The 18347-nt window shown below is 74.4% G+C and carries 12 protein-coding genes; 3 read left to right on the top strand and 9 right to left on the bottom strand.

Annotated elements, in window-relative coordinates:
- Positions 1-38: 38 nt before the first annotated feature.
- Positions 39-3290, bottom strand: coding sequence for an ATP-binding protein (locus tag ABEA24_RS11720; RefSeq protein ID WP_345430759.1), 3252 nt, complete (start codon positions 3288-3290; stop codon positions 39-41).
- Between the two features lie 217 nt (positions 3291-3507).
- On the opposite strand from ABEA24_RS11720, the gene ABEA24_RS11715 reads away from it, so the two are divergent.
- Positions 3508-5028 (top strand): FAD-dependent monooxygenase, encoded by a 1521-nt coding sequence (locus tag ABEA24_RS11715; protein WP_345430757.1) that lies wholly within the window; start codon positions 3508-3510, stop codon positions 5026-5028.
- A gap of 82 nt (positions 5029-5110) precedes the next feature.
- Positions 5111-5773, top strand: a complete 663-nt coding sequence (locus ABEA24_RS11710; RefSeq protein WP_345430756.1) for an SGNH/GDSL hydrolase family protein — start codon at positions 5111-5113, stop codon at positions 5771-5773.
- A gap of 74 nt (positions 5774-5847) precedes the next feature.
- On the opposite strand, the gene ABEA24_RS11705 is transcribed toward ABEA24_RS11710, so the two are convergent.
- On the bottom strand, positions 5848-7071 hold the full coding sequence (locus ABEA24_RS11705) for an alpha-hydroxy acid oxidase (protein ID WP_345430755.1): 1224 nt from the start codon (positions 7069-7071) through the stop codon (positions 5848-5850).
- A gap of 164 nt (positions 7072-7235) precedes the next feature.
- On the opposite strand from ABEA24_RS11705, the gene ABEA24_RS11700 reads away from it, so the two are divergent.
- Positions 7236-8507, top strand: a complete 1272-nt coding sequence (locus ABEA24_RS11700; RefSeq protein ID WP_345430754.1) for an outer membrane protein assembly factor BamB family protein — start codon at positions 7236-7238, stop codon at positions 8505-8507.
- 72 nt (positions 8508-8579) lie between these two features.
- Here the strand turns inward: ABEA24_RS11700 and ABEA24_RS11695 are convergent, their stop codons facing one another.
- From ABEA24_RS11695 to ABEA24_RS11665, 7 genes are read right to left on the bottom strand one after another with little or no spacing between them, the layout of a single operon-like run.
- The gene (locus ABEA24_RS11695; protein WP_345430753.1) at positions 8580-9278 is read right to left on the bottom strand and encodes a TetR/AcrR family transcriptional regulator; all 699 of its coding nucleotides are present in this window, start codon (positions 9276-9278) and stop codon (positions 8580-8582) included.
- Positions 9279-9318: 40 nt separating this feature from the next.
- Entirely contained in the window at positions 9319-10494 is a 1176-nt protein-coding gene (locus ABEA24_RS11690) for a vWA domain-containing protein (protein WP_345430752.1), read from the bottom strand.
- A gap of 3 nt (positions 10495-10497) precedes the next feature.
- Positions 10498-11697 (bottom strand): AAA family ATPase, encoded by a 1200-nt coding sequence (locus ABEA24_RS11685; RefSeq protein WP_345430751.1) that lies wholly within the window; start codon positions 11695-11697, stop codon positions 10498-10500.
- Complete coding sequence (locus ABEA24_RS11680; RefSeq protein ID WP_345430750.1) at positions 11694-13550, bottom strand: ankyrin repeat domain-containing protein; 1857 nt, start codon at positions 13548-13550, stop codon at positions 11694-11696. Before ABEA24_RS11680 ends, ABEA24_RS11685 begins: the two co-directional genes overlap by 4 nt.
- The gene (locus ABEA24_RS11675) at positions 13547-15391 is read right to left on the bottom strand and encodes an ankyrin repeat domain-containing protein (protein WP_345430749.1); all 1845 of its coding nucleotides are present in this window, start codon (positions 15389-15391) and stop codon (positions 13547-13549) included. The genes ABEA24_RS11680 and ABEA24_RS11675 overlap by 4 nt, the downstream gene beginning before the upstream one ends.
- Positions 15388-16521 (bottom strand): leucine-rich repeat domain-containing protein, encoded by a 1134-nt coding sequence (locus ABEA24_RS11670; protein WP_345430748.1) that lies wholly within the window; start codon positions 16519-16521, stop codon positions 15388-15390. Before ABEA24_RS11670 ends, ABEA24_RS11675 begins: the two co-directional genes overlap by 4 nt.
- Positions 16521-18323, bottom strand: coding sequence for an SDR family NAD(P)-dependent oxidoreductase (locus tag ABEA24_RS11665; protein ID WP_345430747.1), 1803 nt, complete (start codon positions 18321-18323; stop codon positions 16521-16523). Before ABEA24_RS11665 ends, ABEA24_RS11670 begins: the two co-directional genes overlap by 1 nt.
- Between the last annotated feature and the right edge of the window lie 24 nt (positions 18324-18347).

Below are 18347 nucleotides of genomic sequence, written 5' to 3'. Positions count from 1 at the left end.
AAATGGGTTCGATCTACCATTTCCCGCGCATTGATCATCTAGTGAGCCGTCCTGAGTTCCCGGCGCAGCCGGGCCGGGTCGACTTCGGTCACGGCCGTCTTCCCGTCCAGCTCCCAGCCCTTGCCGTACGCCGCGGCGAAGGCCTCCTCGCCCAGCGCGGCCTGCCCGCTGCGGGTGAGCTCGCGAACCTGCCGATCGGTGCGGTCGTGAGCGCCGCGCAGCCGGGAGGCGGCGCCGAGCAGCACGGCCACGTCACGGTGCCGCCCGTACAGCGCCGCGAGGCCGGCCACGGCCACCGCCACCGTCGCCACGATCGGCATGTCCCTGCTTTCGACCGCCGCCGCGTACGCCCGGCCGAGCGCCTCCTCGGCGCCCGGCCCGTCGCCGAGCTCGAGGCAGAGCGCGCCCCGCACCGTGCCGACCAGCGCCTGCCCGTGGTCGCTGCCGAACGGGAGTCGCCCGGACAGCCCGGCCTCGGCCGACTCGACCAGCTCGCGCGCCCGGTCCAGGTCACCGAACCGCACCCGCAGGCCGGCCTCCCGCGCGTCGAGCAGAATCGCCATCTCGGGCGACGCCGAGCGCAGCGCGCGCTCCCGGGTCGCGGCGATCATCTCGGCCGCTCGCGCGGTCTCGCCGAGCCGCACGTGCAGATCGATCCAGCGCAGGTCGATGAAGATCTCGTCGCTGAGGCTGAGCGACCCGAACTCACGGGCCAGTCGTTTGGCCTCGTTCAAGTCGGTCAGCGCGCCGTCGAGATCGCCGTCGTACTGCCGCAGCAGCGCGCGCAGCGGCAGCGCCCTGGCCAGGCCCCAGCGGTCGCCCGCCCGGGCGAAGCACTCCAGGGCGGCGGTCACGTCGCTGGGGACCTGGTCGAGGTGGCCCTCGTTCTCGGCGAACTGGGCCCGGAACATGTGGGCCAGCCCGGCCAGCCACACGTCCGGCCCGTCGACCAGCCGCTGGATGATCGTCGGCGACGCCTCGGTCTCCTTCAGGGAGGCCAGCCCGACCGCGGTCAGCGCGCCGCCGAAGCCCGGCAACTCCGGATGGCTCAGCAGCCGGTCGGTGAGCGCCCGCAGCTCCTCGCGCCGCTCCTTGATCGACTCTTTGGCCAGCGCGCTCTGGGTGGCGATGGTGTTGAGCAGCAGCATCCCCTCGGCGATGTCGCGCTCCACGCTCGGCCGCTCGGCCGGCAACGCGACCGCCTCGCCGAGCCAGTAGGCCGCGTCGGGGTGCCGGCCGAGCATCTGCCAGTACCAGGTCAGGTTCACCGCGAGCCCGATCGCGCCGCCGGCGTCGCCGGTGTCGCAGAGGTGGCGCAGGGCGGCGAGCAGGTTGTCGTACTCGGCGCGCAGCACGTGGAGTGCGTCGAGCTGCTCGGGGCCGCGCAGCAGCGGGTCGTGGCGGGCGACCAGCTCGGCGAAGTGACGGGCGGCCAGGTCCCGCACGCCGGTCAGGGTGCCCTGCTCGGCCAGGCTCTCCAGGCCGTATTCGCGGATCGTCTCCAGCATCCGGTACCGGCCGGTGTCCGGCGCGAGCTGCAGCAGGGACCGGTCGACCAGGTCCGCGAGCAGCTCCGGGATCTCGCGCGCCGGCACCGCGGTGCCGGCGCAGACCGCGGTGGCCGAGGCCGGCGTGACGCCGCCGGGCAGGATCGAGATCCGTTCCGCGACCGTACGTTCGTGCTCGCTCAGCGGCTCCCAGCTCCAGGCGATGACCGCGCGCAGCGTGCGGTGCCGGGGCAGCGCGGTGCGGCTGCCGGTGGTGAGCAGGCGGAACCGGTCGGACAGCCCGGCGGCCAGGTCGGCCAGCGAGAGGGTACGCAGGCGGGCCGCGGCCAGCTCGAGCGCGAGCGGCATGCCGTCCAGGCCGCGGACGACGCGCAGCACCTCGCCGAGGTTGTGCTCGTCGACGTCGAACCCGGGCCGCACCGCCGCCGCCCGCTCGGTGAACAGGCGCACCGACGCCGTACGGCGGGCCCGCTCGACGTCCGTGTCCGGCCCGGGCAGGGTGAGCGGGCCGAGCGGGACCAGCGCCTCGCCGTCGATCGCCAGCGGCTCGCGGCTGGTGGCCAGCACGCGCAGCCCGGCGCAGCGGGCCAGCAGCGCCGCGGCCAGGTGCGCCACGGCGTCGATCAGGTGCTCGCAGTTGTCCACGACGAGCAGGCTCTCCCGGCCGCCCAGCTGGTCGGCCAGCACGTCCAGTTCGCCGACCAGGTCGCCGCGCAGCTTGGCCGAAGCCTCGAACAGCGCCGAGCCGCGCAGCCCGATCCCGGCCAGCACGGCCGCGCCGACCTTGGCCGGCTCGGTGACCGAGGCCAGGTCGACCATCCAGGCGCCGTCGCGGTACTCGTGGCGGCGGGCGGCCTCGACGGCGAGGCGCGTCTTGCCGGCGCCGCCGGGACCGAGCACGGTGACCAGGCGCCCGGTGGCGAGCAGCGTGTCGATCCGGGCGAGCTCGTCGTCGCGCCCGATGAAGCTGGTCAGCGGCGCGGGCAGGTCACTCGGCCTGGTCCGCGCGGCGTCGGCGGCCGGGGCGGGCCGCTCGGCGCGCAGCAGGCGCAGGTGGCGCTCTTGCAGGGCGGCGCCCGGGTCGGTGCCGAGGACGTCGGCCAGGGTCTCGCGGACCCGCTCGTACAGGGCCAGGGCCTCGGCCTGGCGGCCCTGGGCGGCGAGCGCGTCCATGAGCAGCGCGGCCGCCCGCTCGTGGACCGGCTGCTCGGCGAGCAGGGCGGTCAGGCGGGCGGCGGCCGCGTCGGCACGGCCCAGGGACAGTTCGGCGTCGGCGAGGTCGGCGACGGCCTCGACCGAGGCGTGGGCCAGCCGGGTCGCGGCGGCGGGCGCGACCGCGGCCACGACCGTGGGCTCGGCGCCGGGACGGTCGCCCCACAACGCCACGGCCTCGCCGAGCAGCGCCGCCGCGGCATTCGGGTCGCCGGCGCGCAGCCGGTCACGGCCGGTGGCGGCCAGTTGCTCGAACCGCAGCGCGTCCACGTCGGCCGCGTCCACGGCCAGCCGGTAGCCGCCCACGACCTGGGCGACGTCGCCGGCCGAGCCGAGAGTCCGGCGCAGCCGCGAGACGAGGGCCTGCAGGGCGTGGGCGGGGCCGGCCGGCGGGTTCTCGGCCCAGATCGCGTCGACCAGGACGCCCTGCTCGACCGCCCGCCCGCCGGCGAGCGCCAGCCGTACGACCAGACCCTGCAACCGCGCACCCGCAACGGCCAGGGCGGCGTCACCGCGAGACGCCTGAAAGGCACCGAGCAGCGTGATGCGAAGCCGCGTGCCCCCGTCCATCCCCCGATCTTCGCGCGCGCACCCTCCAGTACCCAAATCAGGGCAGGGCCCTGGCCGGCCGGGTGCGCGAACGCGGCGCCGACACGTCGCGGGACGAGAGCGTCAGACCCGTATCAGCGCCGTGTGCCCCCATGTCAGCGCCGTGTGTGCCCCGTGTGAGCGGCCCGCGTCAGTCTCTGCGTGCCTGAAGAGAACAGGCTTCGGAAGGGGAGTTCTCGTGCATGACGTAGTGATCGTGGGCGCTGGCCCGGTCGGTCTGTTCCTTGCCTGCGAGCTTGGCCTCGCGGGTTGTTCTGTCCTGGTGCTCGAGCGGGAGCCGGAGCCCCGCTCCCCGTGGAAGGCGGAACCGCTCGGGATGCGGGGCCTGTCCGCCGGGTCGGTGGAGGCGTTCTACCGCCGCGGGATGCTGCACCCGCTGCTGACGGCCTCGGGCGTCCACGACGATCCCGGCACGAACCCCGACGCGGACGAGCCGCCACCCCCGCGCAGCGCGGGCCACTTCGCCGGCATGATCCTCGATCCGGCCAAGGTCGACGTCGCCGCCCTGCCGTTCCGGCTTGCCGGCCCGGCCCTGGAGGGCGTGTTGACGAGCCTCGAAGCGGTCGAGACGGTGCTGTCCGAGCGGGCGTCCAAGCTCGGCGTGGAGGTCAGGCGCGGCGTCGTCGTCTCGGCCATCGCGCAGGACGATGAGCGCGTGGTCGCGCAAGCCGGCGAGCACGAGTACGCGGCGCGCTGGCTCGTCGGCTGCGATGGCGGACGCAGCACGGTACGCGGGCTCGCGGGCTTCGACTTCGTCGGCACCGAGCCGCAGTTCACCGGCTACACCATGCACGCCACCATCGCCGATCCCGAAAAGCTGCGCCCTGGGTTCAACCTGACGTCGACGGGCATGTACCTGCAGACGCGCGTGAACGGGCACATCGGCATGATGGACTTCGACGGCGGTGCGTTCGATCGCTCTCAGCAGCCGACTCGCGACCATCTCCAGGCGGTTCTGCGCCGTGTATCCGGCACCGACGTGACGCTGAGCGATGTCCATCTCGCCTCGAGCTTCACCGATCGGGCGATGCAGACGACGACCTACCGGCAGGGACGCGTCCTGCTCGCGGGCGACGCCGCGCACATCCACTCCCCCCTCGGCGGGCAGGGACTCAACCTCGGCATCGGCGACGCCATGAACCTGGGATGGAAGCTCGCGGCGACCGTGCACGGGTACGCGCCGGACGGGCTGCTCGACACCTACACCCGCGAGCGCCATCCGATCGGCGCGAGGGTGCTCGACTGGTCGCGCGCCCAGGTGGCGGCCATGAGGCCGGACCCGCATGCCCAGGCGGTCCAAGGACTGATTCGCGACCTGATCGGGACCCGTGACGGAACGACCTACGTGTTCGACAGATTGTCGGGATCGTCGGTCCGCTACGACCTCGGCAGCAAGCAGCCGCTGGTCGGCCGTAACGCCCCGGACCTTCGTCTTGAGGACGGCACCCGCCTCGGCGACCTGCTGCAGGACGGACGAGGCGTCGCGCTCGATTTCAGCATCGACCGGCGCCTGCGCGGTTCGGCGATGGGCTGGGAGAGCCGGATCCGGTATGTGGCCGGGCCGGCGAGAAACGACCTCGGATTCGGGGCCGTGCTGGTCCGACCCGACGGCATCGTCGCCTGGGCAGGTGATCGCGACCCTGATCGTGAAGCGTTCGAGCGGGCCGCCGGCCATTGGTTCGGTGGTCCGGCGATCTGAAGCGGCCACCCCGTGCCCGTTTCGTTCCCGTGGGCGCTACAAGCGCGAATTTCCGTTCATCAACCGAGTTTCAGGAGCACACATGACGATCACCATCCGACCGGGAAGCACCGTGATGTTCACCGGCGATTCGATCACCGACTGCCAGCGGCTGGAGAGCGAACAGGGCCTCGGGTTCGGCTACCCGCTCCGCGTCGCGGGCGAGTGGGGACTCCGGCACCCGGACCGGGCCGTGACCTGGCTGAACTCCGGGATCGCGGGCAACAAGGTGATGGACCTCGAACCCCGATGGCAGGCGGACGTGCTCGACGCGCGCCCGGACGTGGTGTCGATCCTCGTCGGCATCAATGACGTCGGCTGGCACGCGTACGATCCGGACGGCTACGTGATCCCCGCGGAGGACTTCGCGGCAGGTTACGACCGCCTGCTCGCGTCCCTCGCCGAGGCCGGCACCGACCTGATCCTCATCGAGCCGTTCCTCCTGCCGGTCCGCGGCCTCATCGAGGTCGGCGACGCGCACATGGGCGTGGAGGACCGGAAGAAGTGGCGCGCCGACCTGGACCCGAAGATCCAGGTCGTGCGCGAGCTCGCCCGCGAGTACGGCGCGCACCTGCTCGCCGCCGACGGCATGTTCGCCGAGCTCGCCGCGACGACCGGGCCGGAGTACTGGGCCGCGGACGGCGTGCACCCGACGCCGGCCGGTCACGCCGCGCTCGCGGCGGCCTGGCTGCGCCTGGTCGCGTGACCGGGCCTCGCGATCGCCCGCGACACCGGCGATCGCGAGGAGCTTCACCGGCCGGCCCGCCGGCGCCCCGGGCTTCAGCGCGGCTCTCGGCGGAGGAGCTCGGGGCCGTGGGCCCGGAGCTCCTGGACGGAGGAGACGCCGAGCAGCTGGAGCGTGCGGGTGAACTGCGCGGTCAGCAGCTCCAGGGCGCGGTCGACGCCGCGGATGCCGCCGGCCATCAGGCCGTAGAGGTACGCGCGGCCGATCGCCCCGGCGTCCGCGCCGAGCGCCACGGCGACCGCGAGGTCGGCGCCGTGCCGGATGCCGGAGTCGACGAGGACGCACACGTCGTCGCCGATCGCGGCGCGTACGTCCGGAAGGGTGTCGATCGGCGGCATGAGCCGGTCGAGCTGGCGGCCGCCGTGGTTGGACAGGTGAAGGCCGTCCACCCCGGCGTCCACGGCGCGGCGGGCGTCGTCCGGGCCGACCGGGCCCTTCACGACGAGCGGGCCGGACCAGCGCCGCCGCAGTTCGGCGATGTCCTCCCAGGTCACCGGGCCGAACTGGTCCGCCATGTTCTCCATCGTCACCGAGCCGGGCACGCCGTTCGCGCCGGTGAGGTTCGCGAACTCCAGGCCGGGGGAGCGGAGCATCCGGGTCCAGTAGCCGGGGCGGGAACCGAGGTCGAGCACGGTGCGGACGGTCAGGCTCGGCGGGATGGTCAGCCCGTTGCGCACGTCGCGGCCGCGGTGCCCGGACACGGCCGTGTCGACGGTCACCTCCAGCACGCGGTAGCCGGCCGCCGCCGCGCGCTCGACCAGCTCCCAGCTGGTCTTGCGGTCCTTCCACACGTACAGCTGGAACCACAGGTCCGGATGGCCCGCGGTGGCCGCCAGGTCCTCCACGGAGGTGGTGCCGACCGTGGACAGCGTGTACGGGACCCCGCGGCGGGCGGCCACGCGGGCGACGGCGGGCTCGCCGACCGGATGCATCATGCGGGTGTAGCCGGTCGGCGCGAGGACGAGCGGCAGTGCGGCCGGCCGGTCGAACAGCCGGGTCGCCGTGTCGGCGGAGGACACGTCGTTGAGGGACCGGGGCGTGAACCGCCACCGGTGGAAGGCCTCGACGTTGGCGGCCATGCTGATCTCGTCGTCCGCGCCGCCGTCGACGTAGTCGAACACGGCCCTGGGGGTGCGGCGGCGGGCGACCCGGCGCAGGTCGTCGAGGTCGTGGCAGTGGGCGAGCCGCCGTCGTACCGGGTCGCGCTCGAACGGCTCGAGCCTGATCAAGGACCGGATCTCCCGAAGGTTCACACTCACGCCTTTCGTCCGCGATGGCCCGGGCCTCAGATAGAGGTCATGGTTTCACGGAGATCCGGACATGCCGCAAGGACCTTCCCAAGGCAACGGTTATTCCACAAAACTGAGTTATTGCCATTAACATATCTACGGCCATTCACGGAGGCGGACCGAAGGCAGGTCGGATGAAGCACAGGTCACGCGGGAACGTTCCAGCGTCGGCGACCCCCACCCGGATCACAGCGGCCCTGGCCGCGGCGGCCCTGGCACTCGCCCTGGCCGCGTGCGGGCGAGATGACGCGCCGCGGGCCGAGGCGGGCAGGTCCAGGGCGCCGGCCGCCCAGGACGTGCCGCACTTCGATCCGCCCGTGAGGTTCGCGGCGACCGGCCGTCCGCTGCTGTCCGCCGCCACGGCCGACGGGCCGGGCGCGGGCGAGATGGTGATGGCCGGGCGCCTGGCGTACTTCCAGGACCGTGCGGGGCTGCGGGCGGTGGACGTGACCACCGGCGACATCGCGTGGAGCGCCCCGACCCGGGCGGGCGTGACCGTCGCCCGCCGGTCCACCAGGCCCTTCCTCTCGTCGTCGGGCGGCCGGGAGCGGGTCATCGGACTGTTCGCCGGGGAGCTACCGGGCCACGGCACCACGCCCCCCGCCCCCGCGCTCGAGGTCCTCGTCGCCGACGCCTCCACCGGGAGGACCCTCGGCGACGACGCGCTGCCGCTGCCGCCGAGCCTGGCGGGAGCGGACGTCAGCGGATATGAGATCGTCGGCGCCGACGATCAGACGATCGCGATCGGGCTGAGCGGCTCGGGCATCGACGCCGTCGTGGTCGTCGACCCGGCGGCGCACCGGATCCGCTGGACCCGGCGCGGGACGGTCGCGGTCACCGCGTCCGGCGGGCGGGTCGTCGTCATCGGAACGGTACGCTCCGCCGGCATCTTCGGCGGTGGGACCTATCGCCTGCAGGGCATCGACGCGACGACGAACCGGATCCGCTGGAGCACGGCCCCGGTCTCGACCCACACCTACGAGGCGGATCCCGCCGGGCCGGCGCTGGTCGCGCTGTTCGCCGGGGACGGAGGCGACGGGCTCCTCGACATCTCCACGGGACGGCGACGCTTCCGGTTCCCCGACCAGAGCCTCCGCTACGAGTGCGCGCACGACGGCCGGTCGGTCACGGTCTGCCACAACAGCCACCGGATGATGGCCTTCGACGCTGCCACGGCGCGGCCGCTGTGGGAGCTGCCGAAGGATGGCAGGACGCCGCCCACGCTCACCGCCGTGTGGCACGGCGCGGTCTACGGGACCACCGCCAACGGCCCCGTCGTCGTCGACGCCCGTACCGGCCATGACCGCGAGACCTCGCCGGGCGCCGCCCCCTCACTCGTCGGCCCCTACGGCGCCATCGTCGAGCAGGAGGATCACTCCCTGGTCTTCCAGGCGGCCGCCGGCTAGGGGGTGTCCGGTGGGTCTTGTTCGTAGCGAGCGGCGCGCAGCCGGACAAAGATCCACCGGACACCCCCTAGCTCAGCGCGTTGACGGGTCGTACTCGAGGCCGATCAGGGCGCACAGCTCGACGAGCATCTGGTCGAACAGCGGGCCGTGATCGTCGATGCCCACCCCGAGATGGCCGAAGATCTCCAGGCAGACCACGGAGTAGATCCGCTGCCAGCAGGTCAGCAGGACCCAGATCGCGCCGAGCGGGAGGTCGAGCCCGGTGGTCCTGCGGTAGCTCGCGAGCTCGTCGCGCAGCGCCGGAACGAGCTCCTCGTCCGAGAGGACGGGGAACGGCCGCTGCCGCCAGATCTCCTCGAACAGTCCGCCGAAGAGGTGGGCGAGCCGCACCACCCAGTCGGCCGAGATCTCGCCCTGCGCCCTGCTCCCGCTGGGAGACCCGAAGAGGAAGGTGAACTCCGAAGGATGCTCCTGGGCCCAGGAGCGGATCGCGTTGGTGGCGCCGGTGACCCGCGTGAGCAGGTCGCGAGAGGGATCGGCGGCCGCCGTCAGCGTCGTCACCAGGTCTTCGACCAGGTCGGCGGCGACCGCGCGGACCAGGTCGTCGTGGCTCTCGTAGTACCGGTAGATCGCGGGCGCGGTGACCCCGACCTCGCGGGCGATGGCGGCCATGGTCATCGCGGCCGGCCCGTCGGCCTGGAGCAGCCGGCGCGCGGACGCCCGGATGTCACGGTCGAGCTCGGCCCGCAGGCGTTCGCGTCGTGTCCTCATCGCGACCCGCCTCTTCTGTCGATCATCTGGCCTGACCAGGCTAACGCCGGTCGGTGACGCGGACCGTCTCGACCCAGGCCGGCGGGGGCGGGGCGTCCTCGCCGATGAGGGCGGCGATGAGGCGGGCCGACGAGGGTTCCTCGGGCCACGGCGTGTAGCCGTCGGTCAGCACGATCACGACGCCGGGCCGTTCGGGCAGGGCGAGGGCGGCCTCGATGCCGATCCGCATGTCGGTGCCGCCGCCTCCGGCGAGGGTGACCTGCTGCGCGGACGTCACCCTGGACGCGGCGTGGACGTCGGCGTCGCAGGCCAGCACGGTGACCCGGTTGCCGCCGGCGCCGACCTCACGCAGCACGCCGGTCACCTCGCCCAGGGCCTCCGCGAGCTCGTCCTCGCCCATCGACCCGGAGGTGTCCACCACGATCGCGACGGCGGGCAGCGGGCGGCGCAGGCTCGGCAGGACCACACCGCGCAGCGCGGCGCTGCGGCGGGACGGGCGCCGGTAGGTGTAGTCGACCGCTCCGGCCGCCCAGGCGACCGCCTCGCGTACGGCGCCGGCGAGCACGCGGCGCCAGTCGACGGTCGGTTCGAGGACCTGGTCGGCCCAGCGCCGCCAGCCCGCCGGAAGGGTGCCCCGGCTGCGCTGGTGTCCGCGCATCGCCTCGGCGGTGTGCCGCCGCAGCGCCTCGGCCTCGACCGGGCTGACGCCGGGCCCCCCGGATCCGGCGATCTCCCAGTCGCCCGGCGTCCCGTGGGCTCCGGAACCGCAGTCGGAGCACGTCGCCGATCGGGGCAGGTGGAGGAGGTACTCCTCGAACAGCCCGCCCGCGTCGAGACCGAACGCCCGGGGCTCCACGCGCCCGTCCGGCAGCGCCAGCCCGTCGGCGAGCAGGTCGTCGTTGATCTCGCAGTCCTGGGCCACGTTGATGCGCAGCCGGTCGGACTGGTCGGCGGCGGGCAGCCGCTCGGCGCGGCCGTGGTGGTCGCGCAGCAGGTGCGCCACCTCGTGGATCCAGACGCCCGCGAGCTCCGGCACCGGCGTCTCCGCGACGAACGCCGACGACACGTAGCACCGCCAGTGCCGGTCGACGGCCATCGTCGGCACTCGGCTGCTCGGCACGACCGTCAGCGAGTACAGCGCGGACGCGAGGTACGGCCGGTCGGTCGCGGCCCGGTACCGTGCCGCGAGCAGCTTGACCCGGTCGAGCTCGGCCATCGCTCAGCCGCCTCCCGGCAGGGCCCCGGACAGCTGCAGCAGGTCGACGAAGGCGTCGATGCCGCTCGGCACCGCCCAGTCGGTGTCGCGCAGCGCCGCCAGGTCGGCGGCGGCCCGGGCCGCGATGTCGGGAACCCCCGCGTCTACCGCCTTGGCCAGCACCGTCCACCCGGCCTCCCAGCGCCGCCGGGTCAGGTCGGTCTGGACGGCCGAGACCACGGCGGTCAGGAACGCGAGCTGCCGGTCGCCGCGCGCCGGCAGGGCGAAGGCGTCCGGATCGGCGAGGACGCGGTTCGGGTCGGGCAGGTCGAGCTGTTCGAGGTAGGTCAGCAACTCCATCCCGGCGCCGTCGCCGCCGGCGCCGATCAGCGCGGCCGCGACCGCCTTGTCGTCCGCGCCGGTGGCGTACCCGACCGCGAGCAGCCGCAGCGCCATCTCCCAGGTACGCGGCGACGGCCACGCGCCGCCGCGGCTCTCCGCGTCACCGGGCAGGCTGTGGGTCAGGCCGGGCCGCGCCGTGAGGAACCCGGCGATCACCCCGCGGGCGCGCGCGACCGCGCTCGGCACGCGGGACGGGTCGACGCGCGGCAGGGACACGGCCGGCCAGGTCCCCGCCATGCCGCGCGCTACCGTCCGGGGGTCGTGGGTCCAGCGCAGGTGGACGAACCGGTTGGCCAGCGGCGGGCTGAGGTGCCAGCCGTCCGCGGCGCTCGACGGCGGGTTCGCGGCGGCGACCACGCGGACCGGTTCGGGGAGCGTCAGGCTGCCGACGCGGCGTTCGAGGACGACGCGCAGCAGCGCGGCCTGCACGGCCGGGGGAGCGGAGGACAGCTCGTCGAAGAACACGAGGCCGCGCCCTGCCGTGGTCAGGCGGACCGCCCAGTCCGGCGGGGCCATCGGCACGCCCGTGGTCGCGGGGTCGTCGCCGACGATGGGCAGGCCGGCGAAGTCGGACGGCTCGTGCACGCTGGCGATGACCGTCTCCAGCGGGACGCCGAGCGAGTCGGCCAGCTGCCGCAGGCCGGCGGACTTGCCGATGCCGGGCTCGCCCCACAGCAGCACGGGCAGGTTCGCCGAGACCGCGAGGGCCAGCGCCTCCAGCTGCGGGTCGGCCGCCTGCTCCGTCCGCGGCGCTTGGAGGCGGCGGACCAGCTCGTCCGCGGCGGCCAGCGGGTCCTTGCCGGGGATGTCGTCGGCGTTCACGGTTCCTCGTCTTCGAAAGGCCACGGCCACCGGCCGTCGCCGACGCCGGGGTGGTCGCGGTCCAGCTCCTTCTTGAGGAAGGTCAGGTCGCGTCGCTTGGACAGATGGATGTAGTCGCGCACCGACGCGCCCCAGCGGTCGGTGACGTCCAGTCGCGCCCCACCGGCCAGCAGCTCCCGGACCACCGTGACCGGAGCCGAGCCGCTCACGGCAACGAGCAGCGGCGTGCTCTTGTCCTGGGTCACGGCCTCGAGCCGCGCCCCGGCGGCCAGCAGCGCCCGTACGAGGCCGGCCGATCCGCCGCCGACCGCCACGTGCAGCGGGGTGTACTCGCGGTCGTCCCGGGCCTCGATGTCGAGACCCGCAGCCAGGAGCCTCGGCAGCAGCGCCTCATGGTCGAGGAGGGGCAGCAGGTGCAGGAGCGTGCGTCGCCCGCCGTCGCGGATGTGGGGATCCATCCCGGCGTCCAGGAGTCGCAACACTCCCGGCGTGTCCCCATGCTCGGCGCGGGCGAACAGTTCACGCCGCTGCTCGCGCAGCACCTTCGGCAGCCGGCCCCTGCCGGACCGCACCAGCGGCACCACGGAGAAGCAGCCGGTGACGGTGCCGCCGAGCGCCTCCATGGCGCGTTCCCGCCGCTGCTCGTCCTCTCCGTGCGGCACCCGCAGGACGCCGTCGCGGAACGCGACGACGTGCCAGTCCCTGCGGCACCGGACCCGTGTGGGGGCCGGGATCTCGGGATCCGGGGGCCCGATCGGGCCGCCCGGGTCCGCCCGGCGGGGGAACAGCGCGGCGCGGACCAGCGGGTGCAGGTGTTCCGGGTCGGTGTCGCCGTGCCGTAGCGCGTCGAGGTCCGGCAGCCGCCGCCAGCAGGCCTCGGGGAGCACGGGGACGCCGACGGCCTCCTCCTGGTCGGCGAGGCGGGCGCGCAGGCCGCCGCCGTCGAGCATCTCCAGGAGGAGGGCGCCGCTCCAGGAGTGCAGGGTCAAGATCTGGTAGTGGCTCCCGTCGCCCCGGTCCGCCAGCCGCCGGATCTCCGGCTCGAGGCGGGACAGGGCCACGGGCAGCCTCTCCAGGACGGCCGGGGGTTCCACCCGGTAGGACCGGCGGGTGGTGTACGGGGTGGCGTCCAGGTCGATCCCGGCGGCGACGCACGCCGCCGCGATCTCGCCACGGTCGTGCAGAGCGGTGACCCATTCGGTGTGCGCCGCTGGATCGCCGGGGCCGGGCACGGCCGCTGGGAGCGCCGTGCGCGGGCCGCCGTCGGCCTCGAAGAACGGCGCGCGGTCCCCACCGCCGGAGCGTTCGCGAAGCTCATCGGTGCGCCGGGCGTCCCACAGGTGCCGTGCGTCGGTCCAGTCGTGCACACGCCACGCGGCCCACGGCCCGTCCCGCTCGTCGACCCGGCCGAAGCGCAGGACGAGGCGCTGTGGCGCGACGGGCGACCCGGGCGTCGCCACGTGGAGGTACGGAGCGGTCGTGGACCGGTCCCCGTGGCCGCTCAGCACCACCTGGTGGTCGGCGCGGATCGTCGTCCGCTCGCCCATCACGTCCCGGGGCACGTGCCACCGCAGCAGGTCGGGTGCGAAGTGGTTCAGGTCGTCCTCGAGCGCGGCGGCGATCGCGTCGCCGTGCTCGTCGGCGACGCCGGCGAGGTCGAAGGCGACGTCGACGCCGGCGGCCGCGCAGGCGCCGCGCCAGTCTCCGGCGAGCCGGCGTTCGGTGGCCTGCTCGATCATCCAGCGGGGCACGGCGTATCGCCGGATCCGCCGGAGCCGACCCGCAGCCTCCGGGCCGTAGGACTTCGGCCGCGTCCGGCGGCGCGTGGTGTGGGCAGTGCCGATGACGTTCAATATTCCTCGGTTAGCTCCGGGTACTCGCGTTCGATCCGCTCGGTGATGAAATCGAGGTCGGTACGCCCCTGCCACTCGATGAGCCGGTAGAGCGACAACTCCTCGCCGTGGAACTCACCGGTCACGTCGATCCGGGCCCCGGCGGCCAGCAGGGCCCGGACGAGCGCCACCGAGCCGTCGCCGCAGATCACCGTGAACAGCGGCGTGCGCTGCTGGTCCATTTCTCTGGCCTCGATGTCGACGCCTGCGGCGAGGAGCCGGGCGAGCAACCCGTCATGGTCGAGGAGGCCGAGGGTGTGGAGGACCTCTCGCCGGCGGGGACCGTGGACGCGGGGATCGACGCCTGTCTCCATCAGGTGCATCAGGTGGAGCACCGTACGCCCTCGGACGTCGCGCACCCGGGGATCGACGCCGGCGTCCAGCAGCGCGAGCACTCCCGGGACGTCGCCGTGCCGGACCCGCGCGAACAGCTCGTCCCGCTGGGCGCGCAGTCCCTTCGGCAGCCGTCCGGTCCCCGACGTCCACGCCTCCCGTGCGGCGAAGCAGCCCGAGATCGCGCCGCCGAACGCGCGGAGTGCGCTCTCTCGCCGCTGCTCCTCCTCGTCGTGCGGGATGTGGAGGACACCGTCGCGGGACGACACCTCGTGCCACACGCCCTTGCATCGGACGCGGACCGGGACGGGGGGCTCGGGGTCGGGCGGTCCGATCGGGCCGTCGGCGACCGCCCGGGCGGGGAACAGGGCCTCCCGTACGAGCGGGTGCAGCTGCTCCGGGGGCGTGCGCCCGTCCCGGAGCAGGTCCAGGTCGGGAAGGCGGCGCCAACACGCCTCCGGCAGCACCTCGGCGTCCTCCATGCCCTCAGCGATGTCGAACGGGGTCACGCGCGCGCATACGCCCGGCCCGGCGTCGTCCAGCTCGAACACGACGGCGGTGTACTGCCAGTGCGGGATCCAGAACCGGTTTCGCCCCGACCGGGCCGCGAGCCGCCGGAGCTCCGGTTCCAGCCGGGTCAGGGCCAGGGGCATCCGCTCGAAGACGTCGAGCGCCTCCACCTCCGACACGCTGAAGTAGGACTCGAGCTCCACAGGAGTGGTGTCCAGGTCGATCCCGGCGGCGGCGAACGCCGCCTCGACCTCGCCCTTCTCGTGCAGCAGGGTGACCCATTCGGTGTGCGCCGCCAGGTCGGCGGGACCGGGTGGGGAGCCGGGGAGATTCGTGCGCGGGGTGCCGTCGCCCTCGAAGAAGGGCGTCCGGGTCTCATCGCCGCCGCAGCGTTCCCGCAGCTCGCCGGTGCGCCGGACGTCCCACAGGTGCCGCGCGCTGCTCCAGTCCTCGACGACGTTGCGCCAGAACGCGGCGTACGGCAGGTCGGTCTCCAGGTACATCTGCCCGGTGGGCACGTCCCCGAAGCAGAGTGTCAGCCGCTGCGGCCCGTGGGTCATCCACCGGGGCGTCCTGACGTACAGGGCGGCTGAGCCCGCAGGGAGGCTCAGGACCACCGTCCGGTCCGGGACGAGCGTCGTGTGGCCCCGATCGAGGCGGGGCAGGTGCCAGCGCACCAGGTCGGGCGCCAGGTGGAGCAGTTCGTCCTCGAGCGTGGCCGCGACCGTGTCGCCGTGCTCTCGCGTGACGTCGGCGAGGTCGAACGCGACGTCGACGTTGGCCGCAGCGCAGGCGCCGCGCCAGTCTCCGGCGAGCCGGCGTTCGGTGGCCTGCTCGATCATCCAGCGGGGCACGGCGTACCGCCGGACCCGCCGCAGCCGCGACGCCTCGTGCGGCGGATGCGACCGGGACGGCGGCCGGGGCGGGACCGCGACCGGCGGGGCGGGAACGCGGCTCACCGGTAGAGGCTTCCGATGGCGTGCACGTCCGGGTGCGGTCCGGCGGCGGGCCGCAGGCGGGGTGCGAGGGCCCGCTTCACCCGGCGGGGCACGCCCGGCCCGAACCCGACGTACTCCAGGCGCGTGTCGTCGGGCACGGCGGCCAGCACGGCCTTCGCGCCGCGGCCGGTGATCCCCGTATGGCGCAGCTCCAGCCGCCGCAGCGGGCTGCCGGGCAGCGCGGCGGCCAGCGTCGCCGCCCCGGCGTCGCCGGTGGCGTTGGCGGGGGCACCGAGGCTGCGCTCGGACGGCGGGCGCCCCAGGTCGAGGGACTCGATGCCGTGGAGCGCGCCGGCCAGCGCCCGCGCGCCGTCCGGGCCGATGCCGTTGCCGCCGAGACCGAGGCGCACCGGCCGGGCCGGATCGGCGGCCGCCGCGAGCGTCGCGGCCCCGGCGTCGCCGAGGTGGTTGGCGGCGAGGTACAGCTCGCGGACGCCCGCGTCGCGGACCAGCGCCGCCAGGGTCGCGGCCGACTCGGGACCGAGCCCGTTGCCGCCGAGGAACAACCGCTCGACGGGCACCGGCCGCTCGGCGAGCGCGGCCAGCAGCGCCCGCAGCCCCTCCACGGTCAGCCCGGTGTTGACCAGGTCGAGCGTGCGGAGCGTGGTGTTCCGGCGCAGCATCGCGGCGAGTGCCCGCACCCCGTCGTCCCGTACCGGGTTGCGCTTCAGCCACAGGGCGCGAACGGTGGTGTCGTCCGCCAGCCGGTCGGCGAGCGCCTCCGCACCGGCCGCGTCGATGCGGTTGCAGCCGAGGTACACCGTCTCCACACCGTGCCCGGGGACCAGCGCGTCCGCGACCGTCCGGGCTCCGTCGTCCCCGATCGCGTTCGTGCCGAGCAGCAGGTGGGCGGCGTGCGGCGAGGCGGTGGCGACGGGGAGCAGCAGGGCCGCGCCCGCCGGGCCCAGGCCCTGCTTGCACAGGTCCACCCGGCCGTCCGGGCGCACGGCACCGAGCGGGAACGTCTCGTCCGCCGTCACCGGGGCCGGGTCGGCGAGGCGGGCGAGCAGCGGCGCGAGGTCCGCCGGGTCGGCGGGCGGCACGTCGGGATGCTCGATCGCGGGGCAGCGTACGGGCGTCGGCTCCATCATCACCAATCCACCGGTCGGTAGTCCTTCAGGAACAGGCCGGACAGGCGCTCCCCGCCCACCCCGCGCACGATCGGGTCGTAGACCCGCGCGGCGCCGTCGATGACGTCCAGCGGCGGGCGGAACCCCGCCTCCCGCTGCGCGGTCTTGCCCGGATGGGCGCGTTCGTCGGTCACCCAGCCGGTGTCCACGCTGTTCATGGAGATGCCCGAGGCGGCGTAGTCGGCCGCCGAGGTGCGGGTCAGCATGTTCAGCGCGGCCTTGGCCATGTTCGTGTGCGGATGACGCACGGTCTTGTGGTCCCGGGAGAAGCTGCCCTCCATCGCCGACACCTGCACGACGTACCGGTCCGGCCACGGCGACGCCTCCAGCAGGCCGCGCAGCCGCGACGTCAGCAGGAACGGCGCGAAGGAGTTGATCAGCTGAACCTCCAGCCACTCGGCCGGGTCCACCTCGTGCAGCCGGAGGCTCCAGCTGTTGGTGCCGCGCAGGTCGAGCGGCTGCCCTGTCTCGTCCGTACGCCCGGCGGGGAACAGCGCCTCGAGCGTGTCGTCCCATGTCGCGACGACCGGCGTGCCGTCGTCCGCTCCGATGCCGTCGGGGGAGCGGGCCGAGAGCCCGGGCGCGGGCTCGCCGGTCACGGCCGCCGGATCGGAGAGCGAGGACGCGCCGGGCGCGGTCGGCGGATGGGGCCGTGGGAGTGCACCGGGCGTCGCCGACGGATGGGAGATCGGTGGCGTGCCGGGCGTGGCGCCCGGATGGGGCGGCGAGGGCGCGCCGGGCGTGGTCGCCGGTCCGAGGAGCATGGAGGCGCCGGTGGCGGGCGCCGATCCGAAGGGTGCCGAAGCGTCGCCGACGGCCGCTGTATCGCTCACGTCGATCCGGGCGGCGAGGCCGGTGAGGGGTTCGCTCTCGGCGGCGCGCACCTCACGGTGGTACGCGGCCGGGCGGCGGATCGTCTGGGCCGCGTTGTTGACGAGGATGTCCAGGGACGGGAACTCCCGGTGCACGGCCTCCAGCAGGCCTGCCACGGCGGCCAGGTCGAGCAGGTCGACCCCGTGCACGCGGAGCCGGTCCAGCCAGTCGGGAGCGTCGGGGACGGCCGCGAACCGGCGCGCGGCGTCACGCGGGAAGCGCGTGGTCACCAGCACCTCCGCGCCGTCGCGCAACAGCTTCAGCGCGAGCTGGAAACCGATCTTCACCCGCCCACCCGTCACGATCGCACGGCGGCCGCGCAGATCGCAGCGAGCGTGCCGGCGGGCCAGGTTCTCCTCGGCACACGGCGGGCAGAGGAGGTGGTACTCCGAGTGAACGAGCCGGTAGTGCGTCTTGCAGACGTAGCAGCGCCGCGCCTTGACCAGCGGCCGCCCGGCCCCCGCGGGCGGGTTGCCCGGAGCCCCGGGCTGTGGTTCGGCGCCGCCGCTCGGCGAGACGGATGTTCTCCCACCGGAGAGCGCTCGGACGGCCGTCACGCTCCGGTCCGGTCGCGCCGAGGGCGCGGGCCGGTCGTGCGGCGGGCCGGGCTCGGGCGTGGGATCCTGCTCCCGGTAACGGGTCGCGGTGGCGGTCGCCTCGTGGTCGTACCGCCTGCGGTCGGCGTGCCGGGACGCCTTCCGCGCCTTCTTGCCCGCGCGATACAGCTGCGCGGCGGCCTCGTGCACGGCTGCCCAGCCGGGGTCGTCCGGATGGACCGCACGGGCCCTGGCCAGCACTCGCAGGCACGCGTCGATCTCGGCCTGATCCGGGGCGGTGCCGGATCCGTCCGGTGGGGTCCCGGGTCGCTCGGGATCGACGACCACTGACACCCCCCCGATCGGACCACGAAAAAG

The sequence above is a fragment of the Actinoallomurus vinaceus genome (assembly GCF_039542055.1).
Classification (GTDB): domain Bacteria; phylum Actinomycetota; class Actinomycetes; order Streptosporangiales; family Streptosporangiaceae; genus Actinoallomurus; species Actinoallomurus vinaceus.
Note: the sequence above shows the minus strand (reverse complement) of the source record. Positions and strands in the feature narration are given on the sequence as shown.

What these genes read in the sequence shown, in the direction of transcription:
- ABEA24_RS11720 (WP_345430759.1), bottom strand. Translation starts at nt 3,290, where the DNA reads ATGGACGGGGGCACGCGGCTTCGCATCACGCTGCTCGGTGCCTTTCAG.
- ABEA24_RS11710 (WP_345430756.1), top strand. Translation starts at nt 5,111, where the DNA reads ATGACGATCACCATCCGACCGGGAAGCACCGTGATGTTCACCGGCGAT.
- ABEA24_RS11700 (WP_345430754.1), top strand. Translation starts at nt 7,236, where the DNA reads ATGAAGCACAGGTCACGCGGGAACGTTCCAGCGTCGGCGACCCCCACC.
- ABEA24_RS11695 (WP_345430753.1), bottom strand. Translation starts at nt 9,278, where the DNA reads ATGAGGACACGACGCGAACGCCTGCGGGCCGAGCTCGACCGTGACATC.
- ABEA24_RS11690 (WP_345430752.1), bottom strand. Translation starts at nt 10,494, where the DNA reads ATGGCCGAGCTCGACCGGGTCAAGCTGCTCGCGGCACGGTACCGGGCC.
- ABEA24_RS11670 (WP_345430748.1), bottom strand. Translation starts at nt 16,521, where the DNA reads ATGATGGAGCCGACGCCCGTACGCTGCCCCGCGATCGAGCATCCCGAC.